Origin of the sequence: Falsirhodobacter algicola, assembly GCF_018279165.1 — a bacterium.
Taxonomy (GTDB): Bacteria; Pseudomonadota; Alphaproteobacteria; order Rhodobacterales; family Rhodobacteraceae; genus Falsirhodobacter; species Falsirhodobacter algicola.
Window position 1 is genome coordinate 1,345,528 of record NZ_CP047289.1, and the last position, 20,849, is coordinate 1,366,376.

Sequence of the window (20,849 nt, forward strand, 5' to 3'; positions counted from 1 at the left end):
CGCGGGCGGTGGCACACGGCCGCCGCCCATGCTATTCTTGGCGGCATCATGCAGGCCGCCCAAAGCATCCGCCCCATCATCCGTCAGCTGGACGAATCCGCCGTCAACCGCATCGCCGCCGGCGAGGTGGTGGAGCGGCCGGCCTCTGCCGTCAAAGAGCTGGTGGAGAACGCGCTCGATGCCGGGGCACGGCGGATTTCCATCGATTACGTCGATGGCGGCAAGACGCTGATCCGTGTCACCGACGACGGCTGCGGCATGGCGCCGGACGATCTGCCGCTGGCGCTGTCGCGGCACGCCACCTCCAAGATCGACGGCTCGGACCTGCTGGCGATCCACACCTTCGGCTTTCGCGGCGAGGCGCTGCCTTCGTTGGCGGCGGTGGGGCGGCTCAGCATCACCTCGCGGGCCGCAGGCTCCGAAGGGGCCAGCATCGCCGTGGCCGGTGGCCGGTCCGAGGATGTGCGCCCCGCCCCCGCGCGCCCCGGAACCGTGGTGGAGATGCGCGATCTGTTCTACGCCACGCCCGCGCGGCTGAAATTCCTACGCTCCGACCGTGCCGAGGCGCAGGCCATCGCCGATGTGGTGCGCCGCCTTGCGATGGCCGAACCCTCGGTCGGGTTCACGCTGACGGATGCGGGCACGGCGCGGGTGATCTTCCGCGCCGAACCCGAAACGGGGGATTTCTTCGACGCGCTGGCCGGGCGGCTGACGCGCATCCTCGGGCCGGATTTCGTGACCAATGCCCTGCCGCTGGATCTGGACCGCGACGGGCTGCACCTCTCGGGCTATGCCGCGCTGCCGACCTATTCGCGCGGATCGGGCGGGCAACAGTTCCTGTTCGTGAACGGCCGCCCGGTGCTGGACCGGATGCTGACGGGGGCGCTGCGGGCCGCCTATATGGATGTGCTGTCGCGCGATCGGCATCCGGCGGCGGTGCTCGGCATCGAATGCGATCCGCAGCTCGTGGATGTGAACGTCCATCCCGCCAAGACCGAGGTGCGTTTTCGCGATCCGGCCACCGCGCGGGCGCTGATCGTCTCGGGCGTGCGGCAGGCGCTGTCGGGGGCCGGGCACCGCGCCGCGACCACCGTCGCCGACCGCACGCTGGAGGCGATGCGCCCCGAACCCATGCCGGAGGCGGCCCCCACCCCGCCCCGCATCTATCAGATGGACCGCCCCTCGCAGCCCGTTCTGGCGCGCGGGGCCGCATGGCAGGCGCCCCTCGGCTTTGCCGAGGCGCCCACCGCGCGGGTGGAGATGGTGGAGGCGGATGACACCCTTCCCCTTGGCGCCGCGCGGGCGCAGCTTCACGGCAACTGGATCATCGCGCAGACGGCGCGGGGCTTTGTCATCGTGGACCAGCACGCCGCCCATGAACGTCTGGTCTATGAAAAGCTGAAGGCACAGCGCGATGCGGCGGGCGTGGCGGCGCAGGCGCTGCTGATCCCCGAAATCGTCGATCTGGCCCCGCCCGAAGCCGCCCTTCTGCTGGAGGCCGCCGAAGACCTCGCGCGCCTTGGCCTGACGATCGAGGGGTTCGGCGCAGGGGCCGTCGCGGTGCGCGAAACGCCCGCCATTCTGGGCCGCGTCGATGCCGCCGCGCTGCTACGCGATGTGCTGGACGAACTGGCCGATGGCGGCAGCACGGCGGTGCAGGCGCGGATGGATGCCGTCCTCAGCCGCATGGCCTGCCACGGGTCGGTCCGATCCGGCCGCCAGATGCGCGCCGAGGAGATGAACGCCCTTCTGCGCGAGATGGAGGCGACGCCCTCCTCCGGGCAGTGCAATCACGGCCGTCCCACCTATGTGGAACTGGCCCTGCACGACATCGAACGGTTGTTCGGTCGCCGCTGATCAGCGGACGACGAATTCGGCATGCAGCGCACCGGCGGCGTTGATGCTTTTCAGGATGTCGATCATGTCATAGGGCGCAACGCCCAAGGCGTTCAGCCCCGCCACCACCTGCGACAGGCTGGTGGAACCCTCCACCTCTGCCAATCCGGTGCCATCGGTTTCAAGCTGGGCGTTGGTGCGCGGCACGACGACGGTCTGGCCGGGCGCGAAGGGGTTGGGCTGCACCACCTGCGGCGTCTCCTCGATCCGCAGGGTCAGGTTGCCTTGGGCCACGGCCACGCGGCTGATGCGCACGTCCTCCCCCATGACGATCGTGCCGGAGCGTTGATCCACCACCACGCGCGCCGGGGTCGCCGGTTCCACCGTCAGATTTTCCAGCCGTGCAAGGACATGGGCGGGGGACTGGCCGCGCAGGTCGATCTCCACCGTGCCGGAATCGAGCATCTGCGCCATGCGCCCCCCGAAGGCCCCGTTGACCACGGATTCGATGCGCCCCGCCGTGGTGAAATCGGGGTTGCGCAGCGCAAGGCGCAAGCTGGGAAGCGCGGTGAAATCGAACTCCACCTCCCGCTCCACCCGGGCACCGGCGGGGATCGTGCCGGAGGTCGGCACCCCCTGCACAACCCGCGCCGCCTGCCCTTCGGCCGACAGGCCCCCGGCGATGATCGTGCCCTGCGCCACGGCATAGATCTGCCCATCCGCGCCGTTCAGCGGCGTCATCACCAGCGTGCCGCCCAGAAGGCTCTTGGCATCGCCGATCGCCGAGATGGTCACATCGACCCGGCTGCCCGCCCGCGCGAAGGGCGGCAGCGCCGCCGTCACGAAGACCGCGGCCACGTTCTTGGGGCGCAGCATCTCGCCCGAGACGTTCACGCCCAGCCGCTCCAACAGGTTGGACATGATCTCTTCGGTGAAGGGGGAGTTGCGCAGCCCGTCGCCCGTGCCGTTCAGGCCGACGACGAGGCCGTAGCCCACCAGATCGTTGCCCCGCACCCCGTCGAAATCCGCCAGATCCTTGATGCGGATCGGCGCGCCGAAGGCCGGCAGCGCCAGACACAGAAGGAGCAGCGCAAGGCGGATCATAGGCGGTCCACCAAGCTCATCTGCGACAGGCGCACGGTGACGGCATAGAGCGTCTCGATCTGGGTCTGGGTCGCCTCCAGCCGGGTCGCGGCCTCGTAGGGATCGACGGCAAGCTGCGCCGTCTGGGCGATCTGAAGGCTGCTCCGCTCGGCCGTCATACGGGTCTGGGCAAGGTCGATCCGGGCCTGCACGGAACCCAGACGCGCCTCCAGCCCCGACACCGCGCCCTGCGCCGACAAGAGCGTGCCGCCCGCGTTCTGCAACAGCTGGGCCTGTGCCTCCGGCTGATCGGCCAGAACGCCCCGCGCAATCAGCGCGCCGGTGGCCAGCCCCTTCAGCATGTCCCGCAGCGCCGGATCGGCGGCGGTGACATCGAGGCGCACCGTTTCATTCGGGGCCAGCGGCTGATCGCCCGTGGCCGCACCGCCCGAATAGAGGCGATCGGCATAATCGGCGAACCACGCATCGACGGCGGCCTGAACCCCGTTTGCATCGCTTGCCCCCGCGACCGAAGCCTGAAGCCCCGCCAGCAGCGTTTCGGCATCGGGCAGCGCCGCACCATCCGACACGCCGGCGAACAGCCCCTGCCCCGCGACGCGGGTGTTCAGGATGCCGATCGCGGTCGTGAACCGCTGCTCCATATCCGCGCCAAGGATGTCCGGGTCCGCCGAATCCCCCAGCGCGAGGCCGCCGACATCGCCCAGCGCCCGTATCTGCCCCAGCGCCTGCTGCATCGCATCGGCGCGGGTCGCCGTGACCGCCGCGGCGGTGGTGAAACTGTCCAGCCGGTTGATCGACGCCTCCATCGCGCCCAGCTGCGTGAAGTTGCCGCCCAGATGCCGGGCGGTATCGGCGACCTGCCCCGTCACGACCTCGGTCGCGCGTTGCTGCTGCTGGGTCTGAAGCGACTGATACTGACGGCGCAGGGCGAACCCTTGGGCCATGTCCGAAAGGGAGATCGTCATCAAAGCTCCATCAGTTGGCCAAGCATCCCGTCGATCGCTTGGATGACCTTTGCATTCGCGGAATAGATCTGCTGGACGAGCAGCAGATCCTGCATCTCCACATCCGTATCGACGCCGCCCTCCAACTCGGCGCTGTGCAGCGTGTCGTAGCGGGCGGTGGCATAGGCCTGACGATCCTCGGCCACCACGCGCGAGGAGGCCGCCGAAGAGGCCAGCGCGTCGGCCGCCCCCCCTGCGCCCGCCCCGGCCGTCAGCGCATTCAGCATCCCCACGATGCGCGAGGCATCGCCGGAGGTGCCCCCGCCCCCCGCCCCGTCGCGCACCTGCTGCGGCGATGCGGCTACGGATGCCTGCACCTTCAGCGGCGGGCCTTCGAACAGGCCCGGCAAGCGGCTTTGCAGATCGGCGGCAAAGGCGTCGATATCCGCCTGCGCCGCAACGCCCAGATCGTCGCGCACCGAAATCTGGGCCGCCAGCGCGCCCCCCTCGATCGCGGATGTCGGCAGGTCGCGGCCATTCAGCGTCAGGCCGCCGCCGGTCCCTCGCGCCAATTCCCCCGCGCGCCCATCCAGCAGCGCCGTGCCCGATGCGGTATAGAGCGATACGCGCCCGTCCTGCCCCTCCACCTCGCGCAGCGGCACGAGGCCCGCGATCCCGTCGATCAACGATTGGCGCTGATCCAAAAGGCCGCTCGCATCCGCGCCGTGCAGGCTGGCGATCTGGGCGTTGAGCGCCTCCACCCCCCGCAGCGCCTCGTTGATGGAGGTGATGGACGTACCGACCGAGGCATCGGCCTGACGGCGCGCGGCATAGATGGTATCGCCCATCTGCCCGACGCGGCTTGCCAGATCCTGCGCCCGGTCCACCACGCTCTGAAGCGCGGCGTCCGATTGCGGGGTCGAGGCGGCGGTGACCAGCGCGCTTTCCAACTCCCCCACCATATCGGATAGCGAGGTTCCGCTGCCCGGCGTGCCCACCGCATCCTCCACCGTGGAATGGAAGGCGGCGGTGACGCCCGCCCCCGCCTGCGCCGCCTCGGCCACGCGGCGATCGGCGGTGATCGCCCGTTCGGCAAAGCGCGTGACGCCCGCGATCGACACCCCGCCCGTGCTGCTGGCCGACAGCTCCAACTCCCGCCGGCCATAGCCTTCGGTCAACGCATTCGCGACGTTCTGAGAGATGAGGTCGGCGGCGCGGCTGCTCATCGTCAGGCCCGACCGGGCGATGGAAAGGGCGGAGGTCAGCGACATGGCTTCACCGTTTCAGGTTCGTGGTTTCCGACAGCATCTCATCCACCGTCTGGATGATCTTCGCGTTGGAGGAATAGGCGTGCTGCGTCTGGATCAGGTTCGTCAGTTCCTGCGCGACATCGGTGGCCGATTCCTCGCGCGTGTAGCCCTGCGTCGTGCCCGTCGGCCCGTCGCCCGCATCCCAGAGGTAGAAGGCCCCCGCCTCGGGGCTGAGGGCGTAGGTCTGATCCCCGAGCGATGTCAGCCCGTTGGGATTGGGCACATCCACCACCGGCACCTGAAAGATCACCCGGCTGAACCCCTGATCGTAGAAGGCCCGCACCTGCCCCTGCGCGTCGATATCGACCGATGTCAGGCTGCCGATCCCCGAGCCGTCCTTTTGGATCGACGTCGGCAGGAAGCTGTCCGAAAGTTGCGTCATCCCGTTCATCTGCCCGGCCTTGCCGATGTCGAAGCGGACATCGGCCCCCGACAGCGTCAGCCCGATCGCCCCCGTCTGCGCGTCCCAAGTCCCGCCCGACAGCGTCGTGACATCGGACAGCGTTCCGTCCTGCCCGTCGAAGGACAGCCGGTAGCTGCCGACGACCGATCCCGTCGCCCCATCGGTCAACGTCATCCGCCAGCTGTTCGAGGCCCCCTCGGCCGGGACGGTGGGCGTGAAATCCGCCGTCAGCAATTGCGAGGTGCCGAGCGTGTCGAAATATTCCATCGTCTGCGTGCGGACCTGCCCTTCGGCCCCGGCCCGCGTATCCGTGGCCGGCAGGTTCAGCGCCATCGACATCTGCGTGGTGGGATTGGCCGACACCGCATTGGCCGACACGGTGACGGGGCGCAGCGCCTCCATCGACTCGCGCGCGGCGGCGGGGATCGTGCCATCCGCCTGCGCGGGCCATCCCATCAGCGCAAGGCCCGAGGTCGTGCGCAGCACGCCCGAGGCATCCTGCCGGAACGATCCGGTCGTCGTCAGCACCACGCTGTCGCCATCATCGCTCGACACCGGAAGGAACCCCCGCCCGTCGATCGCGATATCGGTCGCGTTGGAGGAAGAGGTCAGCGCCCCCCGTTCGTCCACCAGCCGCAGCGCGCTGGTACGCACCCCCCCGGCCGAATAGCTGACGCCGTCATTGCCGGCATTCACCATCTGGAAGAAATCCGTCTCCGCCCGTTTGTAGCCATAGGTGCCCGAGTTGGCGATGTTGTCCGAGATGCTGGCCAGCCGCGCGGCATTGGCGTTCAGCCCGGACACACCCGCATTGAGCGAGGAGGAGATCGTCATCGGAATCGCACCTTTCTGCTGCTGTGGCCCCCATGCTGGCACCGGCGGCTTAACATCGCCCTAACGGTCGCGGCGCAGCAGGATCACTTCGATCCGGTTGTTGCGCACGGCCATCGGATTGCCCGTGACCGGCATCCGGTCGGCATGCCCCTCCACCCGCGAGATGCGGGAATCGGGCAGACCGGCTTCGCCCAGAAGGCCGCGCATCGCCTGCGCCCGCTCGGCCGAAAGGCGCCAGACCGGGTTGTCGCGCAGCACGACCGGATAGGCGCGCACATGCCCCGACACGGCCAGCGCATTCGTCGTCAGCGGCAGCACATCGCCAAGGATGCGCGCCACGTCGCGCAGCACTTGCCGCGGTTCGGCCGTGTCCCCGGTGAACAGCGCCACATCCGGCAGATCGAACACCTCGATCACGAGGCCCTGATCCGTGACGCGGGTGACGACATGCTTCAGCGCCCGTTCCATCGTCATGCTCTCGCCGCCGCGGGCGCGCAAAAGCTCCTCCAGTTGGCGGCGCTCCTCCTCGATGCCGCTGTCGCCCTGACCGGCATCGCCGCGGGCACGGTCGAGTTCGGTCGGGATCACGCGCGACGCGCCCGAACCGCTCTGCGCCATCACATCCTCGGAAAAGACCGAATCGCCGCCGAACACATCCGCCCCCCCGCCCGAGATGCGGTTGATCGGGATCGTCGGGTTGAAGAAATCGGCAAGGCCCTTGCGCTGTTTCTCGGTGGTGGCGTTCAGCAGCCAGAGCAGCAGGAAGAAGGCCATCATCGCCGTCACGAAATCGGCATAGGCGACTTTCCACGCGCCGCCGTGATGGGCGGATTCGGTCTTGGCGCGGCGGCGCTTGACGATGATCGGTCGCGGCTTGCGGTCCATTCCGCCCCCTTCGCTGGTTTTGCCCAAGCTGGCACAGGGGGATGAACAGCGCCCTAACGGCGGTGGCCGGTTGCGTGGTGCGCCCTATATCCGACCAAAACACAAGGGATAGAAACTTGACTGTTTCACTCTGCAATCCTACACGGGGCACGAAGAACCGGATCACGGAAGGGCTTGGAATGACCAGACGCAGCGCAACGGGGATCCTTGCCCTGACCCTGACCCTGATGGCCGCGCCCGTCATGGCACAGGACGCACCCCCCGCCCCCCCGACCGATGCCCCGGCCCAGCAAGCCCTGCCGGACGATGCCGCCGCCCCCAGCCTTCCGATGGCGGAAACCCCCGCCCCGGCCACGGCGGCACCCGAATCCGATGCCGCACCCGCACCCGCACCGGAGGCCGCCGCTGCACCGCAGATCCTTGGCGGGCATGATCTGTCGCCCCTCGGCATGTACCGGCAGGCCGATGCCGTCGTGAAGGCCGTGATGCTGCTTCTGCTGGCGGCCTGCTTCGCCACATGGACGGTGTTCCTCTATAAGATCGTGGAATTCGCCGGGGCCAAGACCCGCCTGCGCCGCGCGGCCCGCGTGATCCGCGACGGCGACAGCCTGCCCGCCGTCGCCCGGCATCTGGACGGTCGCCGCGATCCCGCCGCCTTCATGGCCCATGCCGCGCTGGAGGAACTGACCCGTTCGGACGCCGCCATCGACATGGCCGGCAGCGGCGGCGTGAAGGACCGCGTCCGCTCGCTGCTGGAACGGATCGAAGCGCAGGCCGGACGTCGGCTGCGCAAGGGCACGGGCATCCTCGCCTCCATCGGGTCGGTGGCGCCCTTCGTCGGGCTGTTCGGCACCGTCTGGGGGATCATGAACTCCTTCATCGGCATCGCCGAGAGCAACACCACGAACCTTGCCGTCGTGGCCCCCGGCATCGCCGAGGCGCTTTTGGCGACGGCGCTCGGCCTCGTGGCGGCCATCCCGGCGGTGGTGATCTACAACGCCTTCGCGCGGAAAACCTCCAACTACCGTCAGGCGCTGTCGGATGCCGGCGCGGGCGTGGAACGGCTGGTCAGCCGCGATCTCGATTTCCGCCGGATCGACCGGCACCGCACGGCGGCGGAGTAAGCGCATGGCCGGAGGGATCAGGGACGAGGGCGACGACCTCGACGAAAACCACGAGATCAACGTCACGCCCTTCATCGACGTGATGCTGGTGCTGCTGATCATCTTCATGGTCGCGGCCCCGATCTCCACCGTGGATACGCCGGTGGACCTGCCCGGATCGAACGCCGCGCCGCAGCAGCGCCCGCAGGACCCGGTCTATCTGACGGTGCAGCAGGATTTGTCGGTGACGCTGGGCAACGAGCCGGTGGCGGCAGGCGGGCTTCGGGCCGCGCTGGATGCCCGCACCGGCGGCGATCAGGAGCAGCGCATCTTTCTGCGCGCGGATCAATCGGTGGCCTATGGCGATCTGATGGGCGTGATGAACCAGCTGCGCGATGCGGGCTATCTGAAGGTCGCGCTGGTGGGCCTCGACGGTGTGCCGAGCACGGGGTCCGACCCATGATCGGCAACTCCGCCTCGCAGGACTGGCTTGCGACGCGCGGCGCATCGGAGCGCTGGCGCGAGCCGGTGGGCTGGGCGGGGTCGGCGCTGTGCGTGGCGGCGCTCTTGGCGGGAGCGGTCGCGGCCTATCTGCACAGCGACCGCGTCGGCACCCGCGAGGAGGAGGCGATCATCCTCAACCTCGAACCGCCCGCGGCGGCGCCCCCGGCGCTGGCGGTATCGGCCCCCGCGCCCGACGTGCCCGACACCGACGCCCCCGAGGCGCAGGATCTCTTGGACGACACCCTTCCCCCGCCCGAACCCCTTGCCGAGGATACCCCCCCGCCCGAGGTTCAGGACATGGCGGAACTGCCGCCCCCGACGCCCGATGCCGTATCGCTCCCGGATGCGCCGCCGCCGCCGCCGCCGCCCGCGACCCGGCCCGAGCCGCGCCCCAGACCCGAACCCCGGCAGGAACCGGTGCGTCAGCGCGCGGCCCCGCCCCCCTCGCAGCAGCGCCAAGAGGCCGCGCCCAGCCGTCAGACCGGGCAGGCCAGCGCCGCGCTGTCGGCCGGTCAGGCGCAGCAGTTGGAACTGCAATGGGGCAGTCAGATCCGCTCCCGGATCGAGCGGCGGATCCGCAGCACCAGCGCCCGCGGTACCGTGACGGTGCGACTGGTAGTGACGCCCGCCGGGCGCCTCGCCTCGCTGGGTGTGGCGGCATCGTCGGGCAATGGGGCGCTGGATCAGCGGGCGCTGCAAACGGTGCAGGCGGCGGCGGGCGGTTTCCCGGCCGCGCCGCAGGGGCTGACGAACAGCACCTACACCTTCACCCTGCCCCTGCGCTTCCAATAAGAAGACCGCGCCCACGAGGGGGCGCGGCCGATCAGACCGGGGGTTTGCCCCGCAGCCTGCGCACGATCATCGTCACGACCGAAAGGATCAGGAACATCACGAACAGGAACTGCGCGATGCTTGCCAATGGGTCCGCCGTTCCACCAAAGCCAAGCGCGGCGGCGATGAGGGCGATGATCGCGAAGGTCAGTGCCCAGCCGAGCATGGGGGGCCTCCTTTCCGTTCGCGTTTGTCGTGGACTTGCAGACCGAACGGCCCGGCTTGCGTGATTGTTCCCCCGCGGCGGGCCGGACATGGAAAAGGCCCACCAGATGGCGGGCCTTCCTTTTCATCGCAGGGCCGCGTCACAGGCGGTGGACGAAGTCATCCACCTCACGCTCGGCGTCTTCCTTGCTGCGGCCGTATTTCTGCTGCACGAGGCCGACCATCTCGTCGCGCTTGCCCGCGACCCGGTCGAGGTCGTCATCCGTCAGGTCGCCCCATTTCTGGCGCGCCTGCCCTTGGAATTCCTTCCACTTGCCGGCGATCTGATCCCAGTTCATCGTGATCCTCCATGATCCTTGTGCCCTGAAAACGCCGCGCGTGCCGCGCCGGTTCCCGGCGGAACCTGCCCCCACCGGCGGACGTTCGCCTTCGCATCATCAGGAGCATTCATGGACCGGCTGGACCGTCTGGCGCATTACGCCCTCATCTTCCTCGGCGTGTTTGCGTTCTTTGCCGCATTGCGCCTGACGGAGAGCATCACCGCGCCCCTCGTGCTGGCGCTGGTGACGGGGATCGTGCTGTCGCCCATCTCCTCCTTCGTGGAACGGGCGGGTTTTCGGCCTTGGGTGGGGGCGATGCTGTCGCTCCTACTGACGCTGATCATCATCGGCAGCATCGCGGCCGCCATTCAGCCCATGATCATGCAGCTTCTGGAGGCCGCGCCCCAGATCTGGCATCAGATGCAGGGCGTGTTGGAGGCGGCGCATCGGCTCACCTCCGGCTTCCGCGATATGAGCGCGGGCATCACCGAGGCGTTGCAGCCCCCCGCCCAGCCCAACGATGCCGGGCCGCAGGCGCCCGATGTCTCCATGCCGACGCTGACGGATGCGCTCTTCTACGCGCCCTCCATCGCGGCGCAGATCCTGATCTTCATCGGGGCGCTGTTCTTTTTCCAACTGACCCGGACCGAGATCTACAACTGGGCCGCACGCCGCCTGTCGGAACCCGATCACCGGGCGCATACCGCGTTCCGCCTGTTGAATGCCGAACGTCTGGTGGCGCGGTATTTCCTGACGATCACGGTGATCAACTTCATCGAAGGGGTGCTGGTCGGCAGCGTGATGCAAGCGGCGGGGCTTCCGGGCGGGGCGCTGTGGGGGTTCGTGGCCTTCCTGATGAACTACCTTCTGTATGTGGGGCCGGCGGTGCTGACGGCGGCGCTCTTGGTGGCCGGGGTTGCCAGCTTTTCGGGCTGGATGGCGCTGCTGCCCGTCGCTTCCTACCTCGTGATCAACGGGATCGAGGGGCAGTTCGTCACCCCCACGCTGGTGGGTAAGCATACGGCGGTGAACCCGCTCCTGGTGTTCCTTGCGCTGGTGTTCGGCATGTGGCTGTGGGGGCCGGTGGGGGGGATCATCGCGATCCCGCTGCTGCTGTGGTTCCTTGCGCTGAACGACACCCGCTCTGGCCAAATGCACCCGCCGGCGCATTAACCGGGGGCGTGGGGCAGCAGGCGGCCCGACCGATCCTGCGGCGCGCAGGCGGCGTTGCGGGCCGCCAGCGCCGCCCATGCCCGCACGGCGCCGGTGGAGGAAAAGCACTCCGCCCCCGCATCGGCCGGCAACCAATGCCCCATCACGCGCCGCCGCAATTCCCAGACATCGCGGCGAACGTTCAGATAGACCCCCACCTCCGTGTTCCAGCGCAGCCCCGGCCGATCGAGCGCGGCCGAGCCGAGGATCGCGGCATGATCGTCGAAGATCGACACAGAGGTCGCCCCCTCGCCCCCACCTACGAAAAGACGCGGGCCGAAAGCCGTCCGCAGATACCGCAGGAGGCGCATCTGCCGCCGACGGGCGCGCCATGGCGCGGATGGGCTGGGCAGGATCAGGATCATCTGCAATTCGGGATTGGCGCGAGCCGCGCGCACCAGCCGCCGCGCCGTGAGCGGATCGCCGAAGGCAGGCGTCTCGATATAGATGAGGGAGCCCGCGCGCTGGATCAGCGCGTCATGGGCCTGCTGCACTTCGGCGACGATGGGCGTGGGGCCGGTATGCCACGAGGCCGCGCCGCGGGGCCGCGACAGGCTGCGCAGCAGGCGGCGGGCGGGCGCGGGTGGGCGCAGCCCCTCCACCACGGCAAGGAAACTGTCGAGATGGGCCAAGGCCTCGGCCACGACCGGGCCTTCCATAACCACCTGCACATCATGCCCGCCCGCCCCATCGGCAAGGTCCGGGCCGCCGACATGCACGCGCGCCCGGTCGAAGATCAGAAGCGACTGGTGATGCTCGCACAAGGTCGTCCGCGACAGATGCATCCGGCGCGGATGAAGGCGTCCGTCCGCCCCTTGCCGCAACCGGCTGCGCAGCCCCGGAAGATCGCGCAGCCCGTCCGGGCCTGCGTTCAGGACGGCGCAGATACGGCCAAGGCGGCGCTGCATCGCAGGCCAGCACAGCGCCCGGGGCAGCAGGCCGCCCGTGGCCGGATGGCGCGCGGCCACCACCTCCAGCAGGGCGGCGGGGCCGGCAAGCTCGGCCGCGGCCCACAGCATGCGCACGCTGCGCCAACAGGCGCGGTGCCGCGCGGGATGCAGGACAGGATCGACATCCGCCAGAACGAGACGCAGCCGCACCCCCCGGCGCAGCACATGCACGATCAGATCGAACCACACCGCCCCAACCGCCTGCCCTTCGGGCGAGTGCAGCGGCAGATGCGGATCGAAGGCGCGAAGAGAGGCGTCGATGCTTGCCGACGCATCAAGGAAGGCGCGTTCGAGCGCGGGAAAGACCTCGTCCCCCGTGATGAATGTCCGCGTGGATGACCGTCCGCTCACCCTGCCCCCTGCCCTCTTCCGGTCTGGCCGGATCAGGACATGGAACCCGCGCTGCGGTCCTAGTGTTCCCGATCCCCGCCAGAAATGCGCGCCTCGCCCGTGCTCAGCGGCTCGACCTCGAAATCGACGCGCAGGGCATAACTAACCTCGTCCTGCGAGATGTCGACCCGTCCGCCGATCTGCTGGGCGAAGGCGATCAGAAGTTGCGAGCCAAGGCCCGTCCCCTCATTCCCCGTCCCCGCCGAGCGCGGACCGAGCGAGTTCGTCACGACCAGCGCCGCGCGCACCGCCCCCTCGCGGAAGAGGCGCACTTCGAGCGTGGGATTGCCATCGTGCGATCCGGCATATTTCAATGCATTGGCCAGCGCCTCGGTCAGCAGCAGCGACAGGGGCACCGCCTGATCCGGCGTCAGGCGCATATCGGCAAAGGAGGTGCTGAGCGCGATGTGCCGCCCCGGCCCCGTTGCCAGCCGCACCACCTGCCGGGTGATGTCGGTCAGCAATTCGTCGGCGCGGATGTCGGTCAGGCCGCTGGTCTGGTACAGACCACGGTGGATCGTCGCAAGGCTCATGACCCGTTCCTGCAACCCCTTCATCAGGGATTTCGCCTCGGCCGAGCGGGCCTGACGGATCTGCATGTTCATGATCGAGGCGATGAGCTGAAGATTGTTCTTCACGCGGTGATGCACCTCGCGCAGCAGAACCTCCTTCTGGTGGATCATGTCCTCCATCTCCGCTTCGTCATGCAGGATGGTGTCGGTCATATGCGCGAAGGTTTCCGACAATTCGCGCAGTTCGGTCGGCGCGCCGGCCATCGGGATGCGGCCGATGATGCGCTTGCCGTCGCCGAAACCGGTCATCGCCTGACGCAGGCTGCGCACATGGCGCGTGACCAGCCGTTCGACCGCGAGGAAGGCCACGACGAGCGAGGCGATCCACATCGCCAGCGGCAGGAACAGGTTCGGCAGCGCCCGCATGTACCAGACATCGTCGTCATCCACCGGCCAACTGCCCATGGCGAACAGCGCGTCCGGCAGGATCGGCACTACGGAATAGACGCGCAACTGCCCGCTGCCGGTGCGGGCGGTGAAGGACATATCCTCGGTCGAGGCAAGATCCGCGAGATTGAGCCCCTCGGGCAGCATCGCCACCACCTGACGGGCCGGCAGGGCGGAGGTCAGCACCTCGCCTTCGGAGTTGAAGGTCAGAAGCTCCGGCGGCTGGGTGGCGGTGTGTTCGGCCGTGTCGGCTTGCAGCACCTGATGGGGCAGCGACAGGGAGACGAAGCCCAGAAGCTCATTCGTCAGGCCATAGACGGGGGTGGAGACGACCACCACCGGCTGGGCCGAGATCTTGGGACGGTAAGAGACATAGACCATCGGCCGCGGATCGCGTTGCAGATCCTGAAAGGACGGCACCTCGGCAATGCTCGTGCCGACGCTGCGCGAGGCGCAGGTCAGCCGGCCGTTCACATCGACGAAGGCCGCGAGGGTGTAGATGTTGGCCTGCCCCACGAAGCTCGAGAGCGCCGACGAACAGGCGATCGGATCGCTGAGCAGCGGCACCAGCGCCGCCGACAGCGCCTGCGCCGCCCCGCGGGCGCGCTGCACCAGCAGAAGATCGGCCTCGGCGGCGCGCATCGTCTCGCCCATGAGGGCGGCTTCGGATCGGGCGCGCGCTTCTTTCAGGGTGGCAATCGTCTGGACCGCCGAAACCATCGCCAGCGGCAGCAATGCCACCGCCAGCAGGAAGGCGATCCGAAACCCCAGCGTTCCCGACAGCCGGTGCAGCCGGGCCTTCGTCGTCGTCATGCAGCATTCGTTCCCGATTTCGACATCACGGCCATCGTGGTGCCGTCGTTACCGGAGAACACCTGCTCGCCTTCGTCAAGATGCAGAAGTTCGGCAAGACGTGCCCGGGCGCGGTTGGCGCGGCTTTTCACCGTGCCGACGGCGACGCCCATCATGCCCGCCGCATCCTCGTACGAGAACCCGGACGCCCCGACGAGGATCAGCACCTCGCGGTGTTCCGGGGTCAGTTTGTCGAAGGCGGCGCTGAATTCGTTGAAGGCCATGCGACCGTCATGGTCGGGCTTCACGAAGAGCGTGGCGGCATGCGCGCCTTCGGGGTCGGGCACCTCGCGGCGATTCTTGCGCCGGTCGGAATAGAAGGTGTTGCGCAGGATCGTGAACAACCACGCCCGAAGGTTGGTGCCCACGGTGAATTTGTCGAAATTCGTCCACGCCTTCACGATCGTGTCCTGCACCAGATCATCGGCCACGGTGACATTGCGCGTGAGCGAGATGGCGAAGGCCCGAAGCGCGGGCAGGTGATCGGGAAGTTCATCCCGGGGGTCCCGAACGCCTTCGGGCAGACGCTGTTCAGCGGTCATGCCTTGGCTCCCTTCTCGCGCAGCTGTGCAAGCAGCTGTGCGAAACGGTCCGGGACATCCTGCTCCAGCGCTTCGGTGTAAACCCGTTTCAGATTCTCATCGATCTGATGAAGCATCGCGGGTTTCTCGCGCTCTTTGGCCATTTGTTCCAATTCTCGCTCTTTTCGATTTTGCGATCTTGTCGGGAACCGAACGCGATGCCAAGTGTTTGGTTCCCGAGAAAATGAGCTTGAAGGGGACATTCCATGCCGTCGGACGCCACGCCAGACCTGTCGATGCTGATCGGGGCGAACCTCCCCTACTTGCGCCGTTACGCACGCGCGCTGACCGGCAGCCAGTCCACGGGCGACGCCTTCGCTGCCGCCACGCTGGAGGCCATTCTCGAAGATACCGCCATCTTCGACGAAGCCGGTAACCCCAAGGTCGCCCTGTTCAGCGCCTTCCACCTCGTCTGGGCCAGCGCCGGTGCGCCCCTTGGCGAACCCGACAGCCGCCTGTCGGCCAAGGCGCAGGACCGCATGGCGGAGCTGACGCCGAACACCCGCGAAGCGCTGCTTTTGCACGCGATCGAGGGGTTCACCCATGAAGAGATCGGCGCAATCATGCAGGTCGAGCCCGGCGAGGCTTCCGAGCTGATCGAGATCGCGCAGCGCGAGATGGCCAATTCCGTGCGCGGCAAGATCATGATCATCGAGGACGAGGCCATCATCGCGATGGACATCGCCGCCATCGTCAAAGAGATGGGGCATGACATCACCGGCATCGCCCGCACCCGCACCGAGGCCGTGAACCTCGCCGCCCGCGACAAGCCCGACCTGATCCTTGCCGACATCCAGCTTGCCGACAATTCCTCGGGGATCGACGCGGTCAACGACATCCTGCAGCAGTTCGAGAATCTGCCCGTGATCTTCATCACGGCCTTCCCCGAGCGGCTGCTGACGGGCAAGAAGCACGAGCCGGCGTTCCTGATCACCAAGCCCTATCACGAGGATCAGGTGCGATCGGCGGTCAGCCAAGCGATGTTCTTCTCCTCGACCGAGACGTTGACGGCGTAGGATGCGGGGCATCGGGGAGCCTTTCCTTCCAGTATCCAGCTGACGAACCACGGCGGCGGCAGAACGTTCCAGCCCAATCGGGGCGGGAACAAGCCGCCCCGGGATCGCGTTGGAGGGGCATCGCCGCGCATCGGTGCGGCCCATCTGGAGAGAGAAAAGAATGCTTCGCACGATCCTGTCTTCGGCCGCACTCGCGGCTCTCGTGGCCCTTCCCATCCAAGCGCAAGAACGCTTCGACGAGATCAATGTCGGCGTCGATCTGAACCAGGTCACCAGCCCCGAAGCCGCGGCCCGCTATGCCAATATCAGCGATGATCTGGTGAAGGCGATCGGCGACGCGCTGAGCGTGACGCCCGCCGGCACGGCCGATGGCGGTGCGAAAATCGTGGTGGATCTGGACGAGGTCGCCCTTGCCGCGCCGTTCGTGGGCACGCCGGGCGCCAGCACCTCGGCCATGGCGGGCACCGTCGCCGTCGAAGATCAGGGCGACATCGGCAGCCAGCGCAAATTCGATCTGACCGTGACGATGGATCAGATCATGCCCTACATGCCCGAAAACACCGACATGACCGTGATCGAACCGTCGAGCGATGCCGTCTATCAGGCGCTGCTGCAGACCTTCGCCGCCGCCGTGGTCTCGAACCTCGAAGGCTGATCACAGCCAGTACTGGATCGGCAACTGGCCGGCGATCCATGACAGCGCACGAAGGGCCGGCCCCGCCTCGGGGTCGGCCCTCATTTCTTTGGGCAGACCGGGGCGGGATACGAGGAAGCGGTGCCTGCGCCCGGCCGCGACCAGTTGGTAGGCCTGCGCGGGGCTGGTGATCCGTTCGAACTCGCGGTTCATTTCCGCCACCAGCGCCGGATCGTCCAGCAGCAGCCCCAGTTCGGTGTTCATGAAGGCCGAACGCATGTCGTAATTGACCGACCCGATCAGCGTCCGCCGCCCGTCCATCACGAAAAGCTTGGTATGCAGCAGATCGCGGCGCCCATCGCTGCGTGGCGGCGGCGCATATTCGAACATCCGCACCCCCGCCCGCAGCAGCCGGTGGCGGTAGCGGCCATAGGCCCCGAACACCACCACCTTGTCGGTGGAGCAGAGCGCGTTCGTCAGCATCTCCACCCGCACGCCGCGTTCGGCCAGCGCCGTCAGGATGCGCCCCCCTTCCATGCCGGGCACGAAATAGGGCGTGACGAGGCGCAGATCGCGGTCCACCTCGTTCAGGATCTGCGGCAGGCGGTCCACGATCCACGGGCTGGTGCGGTGGCCATAGGCCTTTTCGGGCGGATCGGCGATCAGCCGCGCCTGCCCGCCCGTATGGAAGGGCCGGTCCAGCACGCCATGGGGCAGACGCGCGACGAAGGCCCGCGCCGCATCCGAGCGCGTCTTGCGATAGAGCCGGCGCCGGAAGGCGCGCGGCGACACGCGGGCCTTGGGCCAGAGCGTCAGCACCGGCAGCGAAAGGCCGAGGTTCCAGAAGCTGTCGAAGCAGCCCTCCACCTCGCGCAGGACGGGGCCGGTCACGGCGGCGTCGATGTCGCGGGAATTGCGCTCGCCTCCGGCCAGCGCCTCGAAGTAGGTGTCGCCGATGTTGCGCCCGCCGATGATGGCCAACTGCCCATCCACCACCCACATCTTGCCATGCATGCGGCGGTTGAAGCGAGACAGGCCCAGAAGCATCTCGGTCGTGCGGCGCAGGATGTGGCCGCGGCTGCGGGTGGGATTGAAGAGGCGGATTTCCACCCCCGGATGCTGGTTCAGCGCCAGAAGCGTGCGCCCGAAACCCTGCGCGTTGATGTCATCGAGCAGGAGGCGCACCCGCACCCCCCGATCGGCGGCGCGCATGAGTTCGGCCAGCAGCAGGCTGCCGGTCAGATCGTTGCGCCAGATGTAGTACATCAGATCGATGCTGCGCCCGGCCATGCGGATGGATTGCAGCCGGGCGGCAAAGGCCTCGCGCCCGCCGGTCAGGCCCAAGGCCCCCGTACCCGGCCCGATCCGGTCCGCCAGCGCGTCCATCGGCGTCGGCGGCCCGGTGCGCGGCAGCACATGCGAGACATGGCCCCGCGCCCGTTCGGCCCAGCGCGTCCATGCGCGGAACGCAAGGGCCGACAGCACGAAGAACAGGGCGGTGATGGCGATCAGCCAAACCAGCCAGAACACGGCCTCCGCCCTCATGCCTCGTCCAGATGCAGAACGGCGCGGACGGGCAGATGGTCCGATGCGCGGCGCGACAGGGGCGAGACATGCGCCGCGAAGGAGGAGATGCGCCCCCGGCTCAGCATGATGCGGTCCAGCGGCAGCACCGGGAAGGGCGCGGGGAAGCTGGCGATGGTCGGGCTGTGCGGGAAATGCGGCAAAAAGCGTTTCAGCGTCCATTTGCCGTGGCGCCATTCGTTCATGTCGCCCATCAGCACGGTGGAGCGATCCGACATCGCCGCGATCCGGTCGAGGATGACGGTCGATTGCCGCAGCCTTGCCTGCCCCAGCAGCGCCAGATGGGTGCCGATGGCCCGCAGCGGCGCCCCGCGCACCGAAAGGTCGGCCACGACCGCGCCCCGCGCCTCCAGCCCCGGCAGGGGGATGGTCTGCACATCCTCGATCTCCACCCCGTCGCGGACCAGCATGACGTTGCCGTGCCAGCCATGCGACAGCGGGCGGCCCTGCACCTCGACGCGGCGCAGCCCCAGATCGCGGCGCATCGCCTCGAGGTCCAGAAGGCCGCGGCGGTCGCCGAAGCGGGCATCGGCCTCCTGAAGGCAGACGATATCGGCCTCCATCTCGGCGATCACGGCGGCGATGCGGGCCAGATCGCGGCGACGGTCGATCCCGATGCCCTTGTGGATGTTGTAGGACGCCACCGTCACATCGTGCATCATTGGGTTCCGTGCTGCCATCTTCAGCACGGAATATGGGGCGCGGGGCCCCTCAGGGCAAATCAGGCCGCCGAGAGCCGGACATACCGCCCGCCCGATGCCTCGAGCTGGGCATGGGTGCCCATCTCGGTGACGCGGCCATCTTCCATCACGACGATGCGGTCGGCATGGCGGATCGTGGCAAGGCGGTGCGCGATGATCAGCGTGGTGCGCCCGACCGACAGCGCATCGAGCGCGGCCTGAATCTCGCGCTCCGTCTCGGTGTCGAGGGCGGAGGTCGCCTCGTCGAGGATGAGGATCGGCGGGTTCTTCAGGAAGGCGCGGGCGATGGCCACGCGCTGCTTCTGCCCGCCCGACAGCATGACGCCCCGTTCGCCCACCACCGTATCCAGCCCCTCGGGCAGGCCTGCGATCATGGGGGCAAGCTGGGCGCGGCGGGCGGCCTCGATGATCTGATCCTCGGTGGCGGCCAGATCGCCATAGGCGATGTTCTCGCGCAGCGTGCCGCCGAACAGGAACACGTCCTGACTGACGATGCCGATATTGCGGCGCAGGCTGGCAACCGTCATCGCCCGCAGATCGGTTCCGTCGATGGTGATGCGCCCGGCGGTCGGATCATAGAAGCGCGGCACCAGCGCCAGCAGCGTCGTCTTGCCCGCACCCGACGGGCCGACGAAGGCCAGCGTCTCGCCGGGGCGCACGTCGATGGAGACACCCTTCAGGATCTCGCGGCCGCTCTCGTAGCCGAAATGCAGATCCTCGAAGCGGATGGCGCCGGTCAGATCGCCCGCCTCCCGCGCGCCGGGCAGATCGGCGATCTCCGGCTCGATATCCATCAACTCCTTGTAGCGGGCGAACCCGGCGATGCCGCGGGGATAGATCTCGATCACCGAGGCGATCTTCTCCAGCGGGCGGAAGAACACGCCCACCAGCAGAAGGAAGGCGACGAACCCGCCAGCCGACAATTCCCCGCGCAGCACGAACCATGCGCCGGTCACCATCGCCATGACCTGCACCGCCCGCATCCCCATGTAGTTGAGCGAGACGGTCTGCGCCATCACCCGGTAGGCCGCGAGCTTGGTGTCGCGATAGGCGGTGTTGTCGCGGGCGAAGAGCGTCTTTTCATGCTCTTCGTTGGCAAAGGCCTTCACGACGCGGATGCCGCCCACATTCTCCTCCAGGCGCACGTTGAAATCGGCGACGCGGGCATAGATGGCGCGGAAGGTCCGCGTCATGCGCCCGCCGAAATAGATCACCAGCGTCACCGTCGCGGGCACGATCAGCGCCGTGATCAGCGCCAGATCGAGATGGATCATCGCCATCAGCACGAAGGCCCCGACGAAGGTCATCACCGCGATGAACAAATCCTCGGGGCCGTGATGGGCAACCTCGCCGATCTCTTCGAGATCGCGGGTGACGCGGGCCACCAGCTTGCCCGTGCGCTGTTTGTCGAAATAGCTGAAGGAGAGTTTCTGAAGATGCTCGAAGGCACGGCGGCGCATTTCGGTTTCGATGTTGATGCCCAGCATGTGGCCCCAATAGGTCACGACCGCCATCAGCCCCGAGTTGAAGAGATACACCACCAGCAGCCCCGCCGCCGCCAGCACCGTCAGCCCCAGATCCCCCTGCGGCAAGAGCACGTCGATGAAGCCCTTGATCGCAAGGGGGAAGGCCAGTTCCAGCACCCCCGACAGGATGGCGCAGCCGAAATCGACGAAGAACAGCGTCATCCACGGGCGGTAATAGGAGAAGAATTCGCGCAGCATCGGGGCC

21 protein-coding genes are annotated in these 20,849 nt (G+C 68.0%); 7 read left to right on the forward strand and 14 right to left on the reverse strand.

The window, feature by feature from the left end:
- Positions 1-48: 48 nt before the first annotated feature.
- Entirely contained in the window at positions 49-1,857 is a 1,809-nt protein-coding gene (gene mutL / locus GR316_RS06865; protein WP_211783226.1) for a DNA mismatch repair endonuclease MutL, read from the forward strand.
- On the opposite strand, the gene GR316_RS06870 is transcribed toward mutL, so the two are convergent.
- The 5 genes from GR316_RS06870 to GR316_RS06890 are packed head-to-tail and all read right to left on the reverse strand — an operon-like array spanning position 1,858 to position 7,316.
- The gene (locus tag GR316_RS06870) at positions 1,858-2,940 is read right to left on the reverse strand and encodes a flagellar basal body P-ring protein FlgI (RefSeq protein ID WP_211783227.1); all 1,083 of its coding nucleotides are present in this window, start codon (positions 2,938-2,940) and stop codon (positions 1,858-1,860) included.
- Positions 2,937-3,905: a flagellin gene (locus GR316_RS06875; protein WP_211783228.1), complete on the reverse strand. Its 969-nt coding sequence runs from the start codon at positions 3,903-3,905 to the stop codon at positions 2,937-2,939. Before GR316_RS06875 ends, GR316_RS06870 begins: the two co-directional genes overlap by 4 nt.
- On the reverse strand, positions 3,905-5,155 hold the full coding sequence (gene flgK, locus GR316_RS06880) for a flagellar hook-associated protein FlgK (RefSeq protein WP_211783229.1): 1,251 nt from the start codon (positions 5,153-5,155) through the stop codon (positions 3,905-3,907). Before flgK ends, GR316_RS06875 begins: the two co-directional genes overlap by 1 nt.
- 4 nt (positions 5,156-5,159) lie before the next feature.
- Positions 5,160-6,431, reverse strand: coding sequence for a flagellar hook protein FlgE (locus GR316_RS06885; RefSeq protein ID WP_211783230.1), 1,272 nt, complete (start codon positions 6,429-6,431; stop codon positions 5,160-5,162).
- A 60-nt stretch (positions 6,432-6,491) separates the two neighbouring features.
- Positions 6,492-7,316, reverse strand: coding sequence for a flagellar motor protein MotB (locus GR316_RS06890; RefSeq protein WP_211783231.1), 825 nt, complete (start codon positions 7,314-7,316; stop codon positions 6,492-6,494).
- A gap of 179 nt (positions 7,317-7,495) precedes the next feature.
- On the opposite strand from GR316_RS06890, the gene exbB reads away from it, so the two are divergent.
- Genes exbB through GR316_RS06905 form a run of 3 tightly spaced genes read left to right on the forward strand, consistent with a single transcriptional unit; the run spans position 7,496 to position 9,715 of the window.
- Positions 7,496-8,440: a tonB-system energizer ExbB gene (gene exbB, locus GR316_RS06895; protein ID WP_211783232.1), complete on the forward strand. Its 945-nt coding sequence runs from the start codon at positions 7,496-7,498 to the stop codon at positions 8,438-8,440.
- Positions 8,441-8,444: 4 nt separating this feature from the next.
- A complete protein-coding gene (gene exbD / locus GR316_RS06900) occupies positions 8,445-8,882 on the forward strand; it encodes a TonB system transport protein ExbD (RefSeq protein WP_211783233.1) in 438 nt (145 codons plus the stop codon).
- Entirely contained in the window at positions 8,879-9,715 is an 837-nt protein-coding gene (locus GR316_RS06905; RefSeq protein WP_211783234.1) for an energy transducer TonB family protein, read from the forward strand. Before exbD ends, GR316_RS06905 begins: the two co-directional genes overlap by 4 nt.
- Positions 9,716-9,746: 31 nt before the next feature.
- Here GR316_RS06905 and GR316_RS06910 read toward each other — a convergent pair whose 3' ends face one another.
- Complete coding sequence (locus GR316_RS06910) at positions 9,747-9,920, reverse strand: DUF1328 domain-containing protein (RefSeq protein ID WP_211783235.1); 174 nt, start codon at positions 9,918-9,920, stop codon at positions 9,747-9,749.
- A gap of 139 nt (positions 9,921-10,059) precedes the next feature.
- Entirely contained in the window at positions 10,060-10,257 is a 198-nt protein-coding gene (locus GR316_RS06915; RefSeq protein ID WP_211783236.1) for a CsbD family protein, read from the reverse strand.
- A 111-nt stretch (positions 10,258-10,368) separates the two neighbouring features.
- On the opposite strand from GR316_RS06915, the gene GR316_RS06920 reads away from it, so the two are divergent.
- The gene (locus tag GR316_RS06920) at positions 10,369-11,412 is read left to right on the forward strand and encodes an AI-2E family transporter (protein ID WP_211783237.1); all 1,044 of its coding nucleotides are present in this window, start codon (positions 10,369-10,371) and stop codon (positions 11,410-11,412) included.
- Here the strand turns inward: GR316_RS06920 and GR316_RS06925 are convergent.
- From GR316_RS06925 to GR316_RS06940, 4 genes are read right to left on the reverse strand one after another with little or no spacing between them, the layout of a single operon-like run.
- Complete coding sequence (locus tag GR316_RS06925; protein ID WP_211783238.1) at positions 11,409-12,752, reverse strand: hypothetical protein; 1,344 nt, start codon at positions 12,750-12,752, stop codon at positions 11,409-11,411. The genes GR316_RS06920 and GR316_RS06925 overlap by 4 nt on opposite strands.
- Positions 12,753-12,811: 59 nt before the next feature.
- Entirely contained in the window at positions 12,812-14,563 is a 1,752-nt protein-coding gene (locus tag GR316_RS06930) for a sensor histidine kinase (protein WP_211783239.1), read from the reverse strand.
- Entirely contained in the window at positions 14,560-15,144 is a 585-nt protein-coding gene (locus GR316_RS06935) for an RNA polymerase sigma factor (protein ID WP_211783240.1), read from the reverse strand. Before GR316_RS06935 ends, GR316_RS06930 begins: the two co-directional genes overlap by 4 nt.
- Positions 15,141-15,287, reverse strand: a complete 147-nt coding sequence (locus GR316_RS06940; protein ID WP_211783241.1) for a NepR family anti-sigma factor — start codon at positions 15,285-15,287, stop codon at positions 15,141-15,143. Before GR316_RS06940 ends, GR316_RS06935 begins: the two co-directional genes overlap by 4 nt.
- 102 nt (positions 15,288-15,389) lie before the next feature.
- Between GR316_RS06940 and GR316_RS06945 the strand changes: the two genes are divergently transcribed.
- Entirely contained in the window at positions 15,390-16,199 is an 810-nt protein-coding gene (locus GR316_RS06945) for a response regulator (protein ID WP_211783242.1), read from the forward strand.
- Positions 16,200-16,359: 160 nt separating this feature from the next.
- Positions 16,360-16,854 (forward strand): hypothetical protein, encoded by a 495-nt coding sequence (locus tag GR316_RS06950; protein WP_211783243.1) that lies wholly within the window; start codon positions 16,360-16,362, stop codon positions 16,852-16,854.
- Here the strand turns inward: GR316_RS06950 and GR316_RS06955 are convergent, their stop codons facing one another.
- Genes GR316_RS06955 through GR316_RS06965 form a run of 3 tightly spaced genes read right to left on the reverse strand, consistent with a single transcriptional unit; the run spans position 16,855 to position 20,842 of the window.
- Positions 16,855-18,363 carry a phospholipase D-like domain-containing protein gene (locus tag GR316_RS06955; RefSeq protein WP_249218719.1) on the reverse strand — a complete coding sequence of 503 codons (1,509 nt, stop codon included), beginning with the start codon at positions 18,361-18,363 and terminating at the stop codon, positions 16,855-16,857.
- A gap of 11 nt (positions 18,364-18,374) precedes the next feature.
- Complete coding sequence (locus tag GR316_RS06960; RefSeq protein ID WP_211783245.1) at positions 18,375-19,079, reverse strand: endonuclease/exonuclease/phosphatase family protein; 705 nt, start codon at positions 19,077-19,079, stop codon at positions 18,375-18,377.
- 59 nt (positions 19,080-19,138) lie between these two features.
- A complete protein-coding gene (locus GR316_RS06965; RefSeq protein WP_211783246.1) occupies positions 19,139-20,842 on the reverse strand; it encodes an ABC transporter ATP-binding protein in 1,704 nt (567 codons plus the stop codon).
- Positions 20,843-20,849 lie beyond the last annotated feature (7 nt).

Coding starts and splice junctions, on each gene's coding strand:
- mutL (WP_211783226.1), top strand. CDS start 49: ATGCAGGCCGCCCAAAGCATCCGCCCCATCATCCGTCAGCTGGACGAA.
- GR316_RS06870 (WP_211783227.1), bottom strand. CDS start 2,940: ATGATCCGCCTTGCGCTGCTCCTTCTGTGTCTGGCGCTGCCGGCCTTC.
- GR316_RS06875 (WP_211783228.1), bottom strand. CDS start 3,905: ATGACGATCTCCCTTTCGGACATGGCCCAAGGGTTCGCCCTGCGCCGT.
- flgK (WP_211783229.1), bottom strand. CDS start 5,155: ATGTCGCTGACCTCCGCCCTTTCCATCGCCCGGTCGGGCCTGACGATG.
- GR316_RS06885 (WP_211783230.1), bottom strand. CDS start 6,431: ATGACGATCTCCTCCTCGCTCAATGCGGGTGTGTCCGGGCTGAACGCC.
- GR316_RS06890 (WP_211783231.1), bottom strand. CDS start 7,316: ATGGACCGCAAGCCGCGACCGATCATCGTCAAGCGCCGCCGCGCCAAG.
- exbB (WP_211783232.1), top strand. CDS start 7,496: ATGACCAGACGCAGCGCAACGGGGATCCTTGCCCTGACCCTGACCCTG.
- exbD (WP_211783233.1), top strand. CDS start 8,445: ATGGCCGGAGGGATCAGGGACGAGGGCGACGACCTCGACGAAAACCAC.
- GR316_RS06905 (WP_211783234.1), top strand. CDS start 8,879: ATGATCGGCAACTCCGCCTCGCAGGACTGGCTTGCGACGCGCGGCGCA.
- GR316_RS06910 (WP_211783235.1), bottom strand. CDS start 9,920: ATGCTCGGCTGGGCACTGACCTTCGCGATCATCGCCCTCATCGCCGCC.
- GR316_RS06915 (WP_211783236.1), bottom strand. CDS start 10,257: ATGAACTGGGATCAGATCGCCGGCAAGTGGAAGGAATTCCAAGGGCAG.
- GR316_RS06920 (WP_211783237.1), top strand. CDS start 10,369: ATGGACCGGCTGGACCGTCTGGCGCATTACGCCCTCATCTTCCTCGGC.
- GR316_RS06930 (WP_211783239.1), bottom strand. CDS start 14,563: ATGACGACGACGAAGGCCCGGCTGCACCGGCTGTCGGGAACGCTGGGG.
- GR316_RS06935 (WP_211783240.1), bottom strand. CDS start 15,144: ATGACCGCTGAACAGCGTCTGCCCGAAGGCGTTCGGGACCCCCGGGAT.
- GR316_RS06940 (WP_211783241.1), bottom strand. CDS start 15,287: ATGGCCAAAGAGCGCGAGAAACCCGCGATGCTTCATCAGATCGATGAG.
- GR316_RS06945 (WP_211783242.1), top strand. CDS start 15,390: ATGCCGTCGGACGCCACGCCAGACCTGTCGATGCTGATCGGGGCGAAC.
- GR316_RS06950 (WP_211783243.1), top strand. CDS start 16,360: ATGCTTCGCACGATCCTGTCTTCGGCCGCACTCGCGGCTCTCGTGGCC.
- GR316_RS06960 (WP_211783245.1), bottom strand. CDS start 19,079: ATGATGCACGATGTGACGGTGGCGTCCTACAACATCCACAAGGGCATC.
- GR316_RS06965 (WP_211783246.1), bottom strand. CDS start 20,842: ATGCTGCGCGAATTCTTCTCCTATTACCGCCCGTGGATGACGCTGTTC.